Source organism: Nocardioides sp. (assembly GCF_035503875.1).
In the GTDB taxonomy this organism is placed as follows: domain Bacteria; phylum Actinomycetota; class Actinomycetes; order Propionibacteriales; family Nocardioidaceae; genus Nocardioides.
This window is the reverse complement of the sequence record NZ_DATJTA010000042.1, coordinates 25,468-36,990: the sequence shown is the minus strand read 5'-3', so window position 1 is coordinate 36,990 and position 11,523 is coordinate 25,468. Positions and strand designations below refer to the sequence as shown.

Annotated in this window: 12 protein-coding genes and 1 rRNA gene; 5 read left to right on the top strand and 8 right to left on the bottom strand. The window is 72.9% G+C overall.

The features are described 5' to 3' along the window. The first annotated feature begins 52 nt into the window (after nt 1-52). Both rrf and VMF51_RS10125 read left to right on the top strand, forming a co-directional pair. A 5S ribosomal RNA gene (rrf, locus tag VMF51_RS10130) occupies nt 53-169 on the top strand. A gap of 96 nt (nt 170-265) precedes the next feature. Beyond that, a complete protein-coding gene (locus VMF51_RS10125; protein ID WP_325474301.1) occupies nt 266-1,276 on the top strand; it encodes a tetratricopeptide repeat protein in 1,011 nt (336 codons plus the stop codon). Nucleotides 1,277-1,278: 2 nt separating this feature from the next. Here VMF51_RS10125 and VMF51_RS10120 read toward each other — a convergent pair whose 3' ends face one another. Further along, nucleotides 1,279-1,788, bottom strand: a complete 510-nt coding sequence (locus VMF51_RS10120) for a hypothetical protein (RefSeq protein WP_325474300.1) — start codon at nt 1,786-1,788, stop codon at nt 1,279-1,281. Nucleotides 1,789-1,868: 80 nt separating this feature from the next. On the opposite strand from VMF51_RS10120, the gene VMF51_RS10115 reads away from it, so the two are divergent. Together VMF51_RS10115 and VMF51_RS10110 are read left to right on the top strand one after the other, a co-directional pair. After that, nucleotides 1,869-2,672: a PP2C family protein-serine/threonine phosphatase gene (locus VMF51_RS10115; RefSeq protein WP_325474299.1), complete on the top strand. Its 804-nt coding sequence runs from the start codon at nt 1,869-1,871 to the stop codon at nt 2,670-2,672. 160 nt (nt 2,673-2,832) lie between these two features. Continuing rightward, nucleotides 2,833-3,366 (top strand): DUF3145 domain-containing protein, encoded by a 534-nt coding sequence (locus VMF51_RS10110; RefSeq protein ID WP_414689455.1) that lies wholly within the window; start codon nt 2,833-2,835, stop codon nt 3,364-3,366. A gap of 12 nt (nt 3,367-3,378) precedes the next feature. On the opposite strand, the gene VMF51_RS10105 is transcribed toward VMF51_RS10110, so the two are convergent. The 7 genes from VMF51_RS10105 to VMF51_RS10075 all read right to left on the bottom strand — a co-directional run bounded on the left by VMF51_RS10105 (nt 3,379) and on the right by VMF51_RS10075 (nt 10,424). After that, nucleotides 3,379-3,795, bottom strand: a complete 417-nt coding sequence (locus VMF51_RS10105) for a hypothetical protein (RefSeq protein ID WP_325474297.1) — start codon at nt 3,793-3,795, stop codon at nt 3,379-3,381. 124 nt (nt 3,796-3,919) lie between these two features. Further along, nucleotides 3,920-5,365: an acyl-CoA carboxylase subunit beta gene (locus VMF51_RS10100; protein ID WP_325474296.1), complete on the bottom strand. Its 1,446-nt coding sequence runs from the start codon at nt 5,363-5,365 to the stop codon at nt 3,920-3,922. Further along, nucleotides 5,362-6,627, bottom strand: coding sequence for a beta-ketoacyl-[acyl-carrier-protein] synthase II (locus VMF51_RS10095; protein WP_325474295.1), 1,266 nt, complete (start codon nt 6,625-6,627; stop codon nt 5,362-5,364). The genes VMF51_RS10100 and VMF51_RS10095 overlap by 4 nt, the downstream gene beginning before the upstream one ends. A 31-nt stretch (nt 6,628-6,658) precedes the next feature. Further along, nucleotides 6,659-6,907, bottom strand: coding sequence for an acyl carrier protein (locus VMF51_RS10090; protein ID WP_082575284.1), 249 nt, complete (start codon nt 6,905-6,907; stop codon nt 6,659-6,661). Between the two features lie 52 nt (nt 6,908-6,959). Then, nucleotides 6,960-7,961 carry a beta-ketoacyl-ACP synthase III gene (locus VMF51_RS10085; protein ID WP_325474294.1) on the bottom strand — a complete coding sequence of 334 codons (1,002 nt, stop codon included), beginning with the start codon at nt 7,959-7,961 and terminating at the stop codon, nt 6,960-6,962. Further along, on the bottom strand, nt 7,961-9,145 hold the full coding sequence (locus VMF51_RS10080) for an acyltransferase domain-containing protein (RefSeq protein ID WP_325474293.1): 1,185 nt from the start codon (nt 9,143-9,145) through the stop codon (nt 7,961-7,963). Before VMF51_RS10080 ends, VMF51_RS10085 begins: the two co-directional genes overlap by 1 nt. Before the next feature lie 79 nt (nt 9,146-9,224). After that, on the bottom strand, nt 9,225-10,424 hold the full coding sequence (locus VMF51_RS10075; protein ID WP_325474292.1) for a helix-turn-helix domain-containing protein: 1,200 nt from the start codon (nt 10,422-10,424) through the stop codon (nt 9,225-9,227). 110 nt (nt 10,425-10,534) lie between these two features. On the opposite strand from VMF51_RS10075, the gene VMF51_RS10070 reads away from it, so the two are divergent. Further along, on the top strand, nt 10,535-11,488 hold the full coding sequence (locus VMF51_RS10070) for an alpha/beta fold hydrolase (RefSeq protein WP_325474291.1): 954 nt from the start codon (nt 10,535-10,537) through the stop codon (nt 11,486-11,488). Nucleotides 11,489-11,523: the final 35 nt, after the last annotated feature.

The window sequence follows — 11,523 nt, the reverse complement described above, 5'->3', positions numbered from 1 at the left end:
GGCTTGGACAGCACATCCGTGAAGATTCCGGATGATGCTGATCCGCTAGAGTTACGGCGGCCATAGCGAAAGGGAAACACCCGGTCCCATCCCGAACCCGGAAGTTAAGCCTTTCAGCGCCGATGGTACTGCAACCGAGAGGCTGTGGGAGAGTAGGACGCCGCCGGACATACACTCCGTAGGGGCCACCGACACCGGTGGCCCCTACGTGCATTTCCTCACCAGCAGCGAGACGCCCGGACGGGCAGATCAGGAGCAGGACGTCGTGGCCGAGCAGCGCCGCAACCAGCGACCTTCGAGAGACGGCAACCGTGCCGGAGGACGACCGAGCGGGGGCAAGCCGGGCGCGGCCGGAGGCGGCCGCGGCGCGGGTGGCAAGAGCTCCGGCGGCAAGGGTGCGAGCGGGAAGCCACCGGTGCGCGGCGCCGGCCAGGGCCGGTCGTCGGAGCGCTCCTCCGAGCGCTCCCAGAAGTGGAGCCCGGACGGCGAGCGCGGCAAGCGTCCGGCGCGGGGCGGCGGCGACCGTCCCGGGCGCAAGAACGACTGGAAGCGTCCTGCCGACAAGCAGGGGGAGCGCTCCGAGGAGCAGGCCAAGTACGACGGCCCCGACCTGCCTGCCGAGATCACGGGCCAGGAGCTCGACCGCTCGGTCTCGGCTCAGCTGAAGGGCCTGCCCGAGAAGCTCGCGCTGCGGGTCGCGCGCCACCTCGCGGCGGCCGGCGCGCTGATCGACGACGACCCGGAGACGGCGTACCAGCACACGCTGGCGGCTCGGGCTCGGGCGCCGCGGCTCGCGGTGGTCCGGGAGGCCGTCGGGGAGTCGGCGTACGCCGCCGGCCACTACGCCGAGGCGCTCGCGGACCTCCGTGCGGCGAAGCGGATGAACGGCTCGCCGGCGTACCTGCCGATCATGGCCGACTGCCACCGGGCGCTGGGGAACCCCGACCAGGCCCTGAAGCTGGCGAAGAGCCCGTCGGTGCCGAACTTCGAGCCCGAGGCGAAGGCCGAGATGACGATCGTCGAGGCGGGCGCCCGCCGCGACATGGGCCAGTTCGACGCGGCGCTGCGGACGCTGGAGCTCGCCCCCCTGCAGTCGAAGAGCCGGGCGTCGTGGGTCGTCCGCCTGCGCTACGCGTACGCCGACACGCTGGAGGCGGCCGGTCGGGAGACCGACGCCCTGGCGTGGTTCCACCGGACCTACGCGATCGACAGCGACCAGCTGACCGATGCGGCCGAGCGCGCCGAGGCCCTGGAGAAGCGCCAGAACGAGGGCTGAGCTCAGCGTCCGAGGAGGGCGACGGTCGCCGGAGCGCCTGCGGGTCGGGTGCCCCACCGGACGCCCTCCCGGAAGCCGAGACGCACGCGGTCGACGTTGACGACGCCGGCGTACTCGCCCCGGACCCGGAGCACGAGGCTGTCGGTGCCCCGGAAGGAGTGACCCTCCGGGGCGACGAGGTCCTGGCAGAACGCCTCGGGATCAGAGGTGACGCGAGGTGACCCCTCCACGCAGACGAGGGGCTCCACCTCGACGGGCGCGGTCGACGAGACGTGGACGCGGACCCCGGTGAGCTCCAGGGTGCGGTCCGGCTCGCCGGAGGCCACGGCGAGGTAGACGTCCTGGCCCACCGGCGTCGAGGCGACGACCGGCTCGTCACTGGTCGCGAGCGCGCGCGGGCTGGTGACGAACCACACGACCACTCCGATGACGGCGGCCGCGGCGACCGTCCAGGCGGCCAGAGCCGTCCGCGGTCGCCGTCGTACCTCGAGGGGTGCGTCGGCCGCTGTCATGCCGTGAGACTAGCCACCCCGCGGACTCCTTGACCCTGTTCGTCCGTGCGCGGTCTACTCGCTGGAGCGAGGAGGTGTGCATGCTCAGGTTCTCCGGTGCCGGAGTCAGCGATGTCGGGCGCGTGCGGCCTCACAACGAGGACTCGGGTTTCGTCGGCCCGTACGTCGCGTTGGTCGCCGACGGCGTCGGTGGCGCAGCGGCCGGCGAGGTCGCATCGGCCACGGCGGCGTACGCGTTCTCAGCGACCGCGCTGAGCCACTTCCTCGACCCGCCGGAGCTGCTGCTCATCCAGGCCGCTGACGCGGCCCAGGCCTCGGTCCGGCTCGGCGTCCAGCGGGACCTGAGCCGACTCGGGATGGCCACGACGCTCACCGTGCTGGTGTGCGACGGCAGCCGCGTCGTCCTGGGGCACGTGGGGGACAGCCGTGCCTACCTGTGGCGCGACGGCGAGCTGCAGCAGCTGTCGCGGGACCACACCTACGTCCAGCACCTGGTCGACGCCGGCCAGATCACCGCGGAGGCGGCCCGACGTCACCCCTGGCGCAACGTCGTGCTGCGCTCCGTCGACGGCGACCCGGACGATCCCGGGCTCGAGCTCACGCCCGTGCGCACGCGCGCCGGCGATCGGCTGCTGCTGTGCAGCGACGGCCTCACCGACCTCGTGGACGACGGCCGGATCGCCGAGGTGCTCCGGCTCGCCGACCCGATGTCCGCCGCGGCCGTGCTGACCCAGTCGGCGCTGGTGGCCGGCGGCGGCGACAACATCACCTGCATCGTCCTCGACGTCGTCGAGGGCCCGCTGGTGGTCGGCGACGGCCAGCTGCTCGGAGCGGTCCGCGACGCGGCGAACATCGTCGACGCGGCCGCGGTACGACACCACTGAGCGAACCCGCCGGCCGGGGACACGCCCGCGCGACACCCGTGGCGCTGCTGGTGAACAGCCGCCCCATGCGTCACAATGGAGCCACAACCACACATGGGTCACAGGACTGACTTCGCTCCACTGTCGAGACCGCTGGGGAAGGCGTAGCTCGCGCCGGAGGATGAAGGAGGTCACGGTGACCGCACGTTCTGCCACCCGCACTGCGACGAGGGGCGTCTTCTACGTCCACTCGGCGCCGTCCGCGCTGTGCCCGCACATCGAGTGGGCCGTCGGTGGTGTCCTCGGCGTGCCCGTGAGTCTGGACTGGACGCCGCAGCCGGCGCAGTCGGGCAGTTACCGGGCCGAGCTCTCCTGGTCCGGCGACGCCGGCTCGGCCGCCGCGATCGCCTCGGCGCTGCGCGGCTGGAACCAGCTGCGCTTCGAGGTCACCGAGGAGCCCACCTCCGCGACCGAGGGCGCCCGCTACTCCTTCACGCCCGAGCTCGGCGTCTACCACGCGGTGACCGGCCTGCACGGCGACATCATGATCCCCGAGGACCGGCTCAAGGCGGCGGTGGTCAAGGCCGCGCTGGGCGACACGACCCTCCTGGTGGAGATCGACAAGCTGCTCGGCAAGCCCTGGGACGACGAGCTCGAGACCTTCCGGCACGCCGGCGAGGGCGCGCCCGTGCGGTGGCTGCACCAGGTCGTCTGACCCCAGGGCCGGTCAGCGCCTCCGGAGCTTGAAGGCGACCGGCTTGATCCACCCCTCGACGTACTCGTCGGGGCCGTTCTGCACGCTGAGCAGGCCGCGGATGACGAAGCGCCCGGGCACGGTGGTGGCCCGGCAGACGGTGAACGTCGAGCGTGCGCGTGGGGCGTTCATCCCACCCAGGTGCACGCCCGAGGCCACCTTCCGGCCCCGCCGGTCCACGAGGAAGGTCTCCAGGCTCCAGTCGCCCTCCGGGGGGCGTACGGCGTAGCGGTAGGCGTAGCTGGCGCAGCCCGTGCGGAGCACGCCGTCGCGCGCGCCCAGCCGGCCCCACTCGTGGTGGGTCTCGGCGGCCGAGGCGGCACCGGCGACCAGGCAGGCCGGCGCCAGCAGCACCGCGGCGATCGATCCGAGCATCGTCTGGCGGAGCATCGTCGCCTCGTTCGGTCGGGTGTGACGGACGTCATGCCCAACGCGGGAGGGGTTCCCCGGGTTACGCGAACGCGCCCCCGCGACCGGAGGGGTCGCGGGGGCGCGTCGGGTGACGGGCGGAGCCTCAGAGGGGGATGTTGCCGTGTGCTCCGTGCCGGACGCCGACGGCCTGGACCGCGTCGTCGATGGCTCGCGCGATCGCGGACCGGGTGGCGGTGGGGGAGACGACCTCGTCGACGACCCCGATCTCGACGGCCTTGTCGACCCCGCCGGCGATCCGCTCGTGCTCGGCGGCGAGCTCGGCCTCGACCTGCGGTCGGATGTCGGGAGCGACGTCCGCCAGCTTGCGGCGGTGCAGGATCCGCACGGCGGCGACGGCACCCATCACGGCGACCTCGGCGCCGGGCCAGGCGAACACCTTGGTGGCGCCGAGCGAGCGCGAGTTCATCGCGATGTAGGCGCCGCCGTACGTCTTGCGGGTGATGAGGGTGACTCGGGGTACGACGCACTCGCCGAAGGCGTGCAGCAGCTTGGCGCCCCGTCGTACGACGCCGTCCCACTCCTGACCGACGCCGGGCAGGTAGCCGGGGACGTCGACCAGGACGATCAGCGGGACGCCGAAGGCGTCACACATCCGCACGAAGCGGGAGGCCTTCTCGGCGGAGAGCGAGTCGAGGCAACCGCCCAGGCGCAGCGGGTTGTTGGCCACGACGCCGACCGTGCGGCCGCCGAAGCGACCGAGCGCGGTGACGATGTTCGGTGCCCAGCGGGCGTGCAGCTCCTGGACGGTGCCCTCGTCGAGGACCGACTCCACGAGCGGGTGCACGTCGTACGCGCGCTTCTTGGACTCGGGCAGCAGCGACTCGAGATCGCGGTCCTCGACGTCGTCGACCCGCAGGCTGCCCTGCGAGCCGAGCAGCGCGCCCACGCCCCGGGCACGGTCCAGCGCCTCCTGCTCGGACTCGGTGAGGATGTGGACGACGCCGGAGCGGCGGCCGTGCGGCTCGGGACCGCCCAGGCGCAGCATGTCGACGTCCTCGCCGGTCACCGAGCGGACCACGTCGGGTCCGGTGACGAAGATCCGGCCCTCGGGGCCGAGGATGACCACGTCGGTGAGGGCGGGACCGTACGCCGCCCCGCCGGCCGCCGGACCGAGCACGACGGAGATCTGCGGGATCTGTCCGGACGCCTGGGTCATCACCTGGAAGATCCGGCCCACGGCGTGCAGCGAGAGCACGCCCTCGGCGAGCCGAGCGCCGCCGGAGTGCCACAGACCGATGATCGGCGCGCCGTCGGTCATCGCACGGTGGTAGGCGTCGACGACGACCCGGCAGCCCTGGTCGCCCATGGCGCCGCCCATGACGGTCGCGTCGGAGCAGAACGCGACCACGCGGGTGCCGTGCACCTCGCCGACCGCGGCGAGCATCCCCGAGTCGTCGTCGTCCGAGATCAGCTCGAGGGTGTCGGCGTCGAGGAGGGCGGTCAGCCGGTGGACGGGGTTGCGCGGGTCCTGCTCGCGGGGGAGCTTGGCCGGCTTGCGGTCGGCGGGCTTCTCGGGGGCCACGGTCATGCCAGCGTCCCGAACGCCACGGCGACGTTGGCGCCGCCGAAGCCGAAGGAGTTGTTGAGGGCCGCGATGTCGCCGGCGGGCAGGTCGCGGACCTTGGTGGCGATGTCGAGCTCGACCTCGGGGTCGAGGTTGTCGAGGTTGATCGTCGGCGGGACCTGGCGGTGGTGCAGGGCCAGGACCGTGGCGATCGACTCCAGCGCGCCGGCGCCGCCGAGGAGGTGCCCGGTCATCGACTTGGTGCTGGTGACCACGACCTGCGAGACGTGCTTGCCCAGGGTGGCGTGCAGCATCAGGCCCTCGGCGATGTCGCCCTGCGGGGTCGAGGTCGCGTGGGCGTTGACGTGGACGATCGACTCGGGGCCGACCTCGGACTCGGCGAGTGCCCGCAGGATGGCGCGGGAGCCGCCGCGGCCGGCCGGGTCGGGCTGGGCGATGTCGTGGGAGTCGGCGGTGATGCCGGCGCCGAGGACCTCGGCGTAGATCCGGGCACCGCGGGCCTGGGCGTGCTCCAAGGACTCCAGGACGAGGACGCCGGCGCCCTCGCCGAGCACGAACCCGTCGCGGGCGGTGTCCCAGGGCCGCGACACGGCCGTCGGGTCGCCGTCGTCGGCGCTCCCCGTCTTCGACAGCGCCATCATGTTCGCGAAGGCGGCCATGGGCAGCGGGTGGATCGCCGCCTCGGTGCCGCCGGCCACGACGACGTCGGCGCGGCCGAGACGGATCTGGTCGATCGCGAGGGCGATGCCCTCGTTGCCGGAGGCGCAGGCCGAGACCGGGGTGTTGACCGCGGCCCGCGCTCCGACGTACAGGCTGATGTTCGCGGCGGGCGCGTTGGGCATCAGCATGGGCACCGCGAGGGGGGAGACCCGTCGCGGACCCTTCTCCTTCAGGACGTCGTAGTTGTCGAGCAGCGTGTTGACCCCGCCGATGCCGGAGGCCATCGCGACGCCGACCCGGTCGCCGTCGAGGCCACCGTCCTGGACGGCGTTCTCGAGGCCGGCGTCACGCCAGGCCTCCATCGCGGCGACCATGGCGAACTGCGAGGACCGGTCCAGGCGGCGGGCCTTGACCCGCTCCAGGACCTCGGTGGGCTCGACCGCGACCCGGGCCGCGATCTTGACCGGCATCTCCGCGGCCCAGTCCTCGGTGAGGCGACGGACGCCGGAGCGGCCGTTGACCAGACCGTCCCAGGTGCTGGCCACATCGCCGCCGAGGGGGCTCGTGGTGCCCAGACCGGTGATCACGACACGGGTACGACTCATCTGCTGATCGACTCCTTCGACTGGTTGAGCGTCAGGCCTGGGCGCGCTCGATGAAGGCCACGGCGTCGCCGACGGTCTTGAGGTTCTTGACCTCGTCGTCGGGGATCGAGACGCCGAACTTCTCCTCGGCGGCCACGACGACCTCGACCATGGAGAGCGAGTCGACGTCGAGGTCGTCGACGAAGGACTTGTCGAGCTGGACGTCGTCGGCGTCGATGCCGGCGACCTCGTTGACGATCTCGGCGAGGTCGGCGCGGATCTCTTCGGTGGTGGCCATCAGGCGTGGTTCCTCTCGGTGGTGGTGATGCGGATGGGTGCTGCTGGGTGGAACGTCAGGGGATGACGACGACCTGCGCGGCGTACGCCAGGCCGGCGCCGAAGGCGATGAGCAGGGCGGTCTCGCCGGACTTCGCCTCGCCCTCGCGGATCATCCGCTCGAGGGCGAGCGGGATCGAGGCCGCCGAGGTGTTGCCCATGTCGGCGATGTCGCGGGCGATCTTCACGGTCGCGGGGAGCTTCATGGAGCGGGCCAGGGCGTCGACGATGCGCATGTTGGCCTGGTGCGGCACGAAGCAGTCCAGCTGGTCGGCGGTGATGCCGGCGCGGTCCAGGGCCTGCTGGCCGACCTTGGCCATCGCGAAGGACGCCCAGCGGAACACCGGGTTGCCCTGCATGGTCAGGTGGGGCATGACCGGGTCCTCGGAGGCGAGGACGTCGCGCCAGTCCTCGCGCTGCCGGATCAGGTCGAACTGCTCGCCGTCCGAACCCCAGACGACCGGGCCGATGGCGGCCGTCTCGCTGGGGCCGATCACCACGGCGCCCGCCCCGTCGGCGAAGATGAACGCCGTACCGCGGTCGCCGACGTCGGTGAGGTCGGAGAGCCGCTCGACGCCGATCACCAGCACGTGCCCGGCGGAGCCGGCCCGGACCATGTCGCTGGCCATCGCGACGCCGTGGCAGAAGCCGGCGCACGCGGCGGAGATGTCGAACGCCGCGGCCTGGTCGGTGCCCAGCTCGTGGGCGATGGCCGTGGCGATCGCGGGGGTCTGCAGCAGGTGGCTCACGGTCGCCACCACGACGCAGTCGATCCGGCGGGCGTCGACGCCGGCCTTCTCGAGCGCCTCGCGGGCGGCCGCGACCGACATCATCTGCACGGTCTCGTCGGGGCCGGCGAAGCGCCGGGTCTTGATGCCGGAGCGCTGCTGGATCCACTCGTCGCTGGACTCGATGGCGTCCACGATCTCCGCGTTGGGCACCAGCCGCTCGGGGCGGTAGGCGCCGACGCCGAGGATCGCGGCGTGGGCGGCGCCCTGGCTGGGGGTGAGGGCGGTCATCAGGCGCTCGCCTCCGGGTGCAGGCGGAGCAGCGGCTGGCCGGGGGAGACCAGGTCGCCGTCCTCGACGAGCCACTCCACGACCTGGCCGCCGTGCGGGGCGGTCACGCTGATCCGGTCCCGCAGGCTCGCGACGTCGCCGATGGCCGCGCCGGCCGGCAGCAGGTCGAGCTCGGCGGCCTCGCCGGCCACGTGGAAGGTGCCCTTGGCGGGGGAGACCACCATCCGCCAGGTGGGAGTGGTGTCGATCGAGGAGGCCTCGCCGTGCTTGGCGCAGAACGCCCGCGCGTCGTCGAGCTGGTCGGGCGTCTTCAGCGCGAACGTCTCGACGCCCTTCAGCGCACGCTTCGCGATGCCGGTCAGGGTGCCGGCCGGGGGCATCTCCAGGATGCCGGTCACGCCGAGGTCGGACATGGTCTCCAGGCAGAGGTCCCAGCGCACCGGGTTCGCGATCTGGCCGACGATCCGCTTGAGGACCTCGCGCCCGTCGTGGACGACCTGGCCGTCCTTGTTCGAGATGAGCGGCGTGCGCGGGTCGTGGACCGAGACCGACTTCGCCAGGGTGGCGAGGTGGCCGACGGCGGGGGCCATGTGCTCGGTGTGGAAGGCGCCGGCCACGCTCAGGGGGATCAGGCGCGCCTTCGCCGGCGGGTCGGCGGCGAGCGCGTCGAGCTGCTCACGGGTGCCCGCGGCGACGATCTGGCCGGGGCCGTTGTCGTTGGCGGGGGTCAGGCCGTGCTTGGCGAGCGACGCCAGGATCTCCTCGCGGTCGCCGCCCAGGACCGCGGTCATCCCGGTCGGGGTGACGGCCGCGGCGTCGGCCATGGCCTTGCCGCGCTCACGCACCAGGACCATCGCCTGCTCGGCGGTGATGGTGCGGGCGCCGGCGGCCGCGGCCAGCTCGCCGACACTGTGCCCCGCGACGGCGCCGATCTGGCTGAACGCGTCGGAGGGGTGCGGGAAGAGCTCCAGCGCCGCGACCAGACCTGTCGCGACCAGGAGCGGCTGCGCGATCTGGGTCTCGCGGATCGTCTCCGCGTCGGCCTCGGTGCCGTAGTGGGCCAGGTCGAGACCGGCCACGGTGGAGAGCCAGGCGAATCGCGACGCGAAGGTCGAGTCCTCAAGCCAGGGAGTCAGGAAGCCGGGCGTCTGGGCGCCCTGCCCGGGAGCGACGATGACGAGCACGAGGCCCACTCTGCCGTGCCCGGGGTCGTGGTTCGCCTCCGGCGCGCACGAAAGTCGGCCCCCACTCGTTGTAGGAACCCTACAAATCGTCGGCGCGTCCGGATTGACGGCCGAGGACCAGCGCGATCTCGAGCGTGAAGGCGTCGCGCGACTGGGTCGGGCTGTACCCGGTGAGCTCGGCGACCTGCCGGAGCCGGTAGCGCACCGTGTTGGGGTGCACGAACAGCGCTCGCGCCGTGCCCTCGATCGACGAGCCCGTCTGGAAGTACGCCGCCAGCGTCTCGATCAGCGTCCCCCGGGCGCGCACGAGCGGCAGGTAGACCTCGTCGACGAGGTGCCGGCGGGCGTGGCCGTCACCGGCGAGGACCCGCTCGGGCAGCAGCTCGTCGCTCAGCACCGGCCGGGGCGCCTCGGGCCATCCGGCCGCGGAGCGCTGGGCGGACGCGGCGGCCCGCGCCGAGACGTGGGCGGAACCGAGGTCGGCCGCCACCGGCCCGACCACCACCGGACCATCGGCGAAGAGCGGCGTCACCGCGTCGGCGGCCGCCCTCGTGTCGGTCACGCCGCCGAGGAGCACGACGAGGCGGTCGCCCTGGACCGCGCACAGTGCCTCCATGCCGGCGATGCGCGCGCGGCGGCGTACCTCGTCGAAGAGGTCGGTCTCGGTCCGCCGGGCCGGGGCCGTGCCGAGCACGACCGCGACGTCGCCGCTGGCCGACCAGCCGAGGGCGCTGGCCCGGGAGAGGAGCGACTCGTCGGTCTCCGCACGGAGCACGGCGTCGACGACGAGCGCCTCCAGGCGGGCGTCCCAGGCGCCGCGGACCTCCGCCGCGCGGGCGTACACCTCCGCCGCGGCGAAGGCGACCTCACGGGCGTAGCGGAGCACGGCCGCGTGCGCGTCGGGGGCGTCGTCGGGCTCGAGGAGGGTGTCGATGTTGCTCTCGACCACCTCGATCGAGAGCCGGACCAGGGCGACGGTCTGCTGCAGGTTGATGACGCCGGCGAGGGTCCGGGGAGCGGCGCCGAAGATCGACGCCGCCAGGGCGGTCCCGTGGGTGCCGGGCACCTGGTCGGCGTCCTCGCGGTACCAGTCGACGAACCCCCGGATGCCGGCCTGGACGATGCTGCCCACCCAGGACCGGTCCTGCGCGCTGAGGTCCCGGAACCAGGCGTGGTCGCTCTCCATCCGGGCCATCGCGGCCGTGCTGAGCGCACCCGCGGACCGCTGCAATGCATCCGCGTTGCGGGAACGGGGTACGGCGGTGCCACGACGAGCCACGGACCGAGGCTAGTCGGCCGCCCGAGATCGGGGATTGTCGGCCACTTTCCCGGCCGGGGGACGCGCGCTCTGGTTGAATCCGTCATCTACTCCCCGGTGAGGAGGATCCGGTGTCCCAGCAGCCGCACGAGGTGCAGTACCTCAGCATCCACGGGCACCGGCGCGCCTTCGTGAAGGTGGGGAAGGGCCCCGCGCTCCTGCTGCTCCACGGGCTCGGCTGCGACCACACGACCTGGGAGCCGGTCATCGACGCGCTCGCGCGCCGTTACACCGTCATCGCGCCCGACCTGCTGGGCCACGGCCGCTCCGCCAAGCCGCGCGCCGACTACTCGCTCGGCGGCTACGCCAACGGGATGCGCGACCTCCTCACCATCCTCGGCATCGACCGGGTCACCGTGGTGGGACACAGCTTCGGCGGCGGCATCGCGATGCAGTTCGCCTACCAGTTCCCCGAGCGGACCGAGCGGCTGCTGCTCGTCGCCTCCGGGGGCCTCGGCCCGGAGGTCTCACCCGGCATCCGCGCGATCACCACGCCCGGCTTCCACCAGGCGATGGGCGTCCTCACGCTGCCGGGCATCCGGCACGCCGGCGTACTGGGGCTGCGGGCGCTCGCCTCCACCGGGCTCAAGCCGGTCCGCGACCTCGACGAGGTCGCCGAGATCTACGAGTCCTTCAAGGACCCGAGCGCCCGGCACGCCATCCGGCACGTCGTGCGCGCCGTCGTCGACTGGCGGGGCCAGGTGGTCACCATGGCCGACCGGGCCTACCTCACCGAGGCGATGCCGATGGCCGTGGTCTGGGGCCGCGATGACGCCGTCATCCCGGTCCGGCACGCCAACACGGCTGCCGCGCTCGCGCCGAACGCGCGGGTCGAGGTGATCCCGAACGCCGGGCACTTCCCGCACAAGGACCACCCGCAGCGGTTCGTGAAGATCCTGAACGACTTCGTCCGCTCGACCCAGCCGGCGTCGTACTCCCGGGCGCGGTGGCGGCGCCTGCTGAAGGAGGGTCAGGTCGGCTCGCTCAGCCCACTCGCTGCGGCCTCGGACGTCGACACGGCCTGAGACATGCGGAAGGGGCGGTGACCAGGTGGTCACCG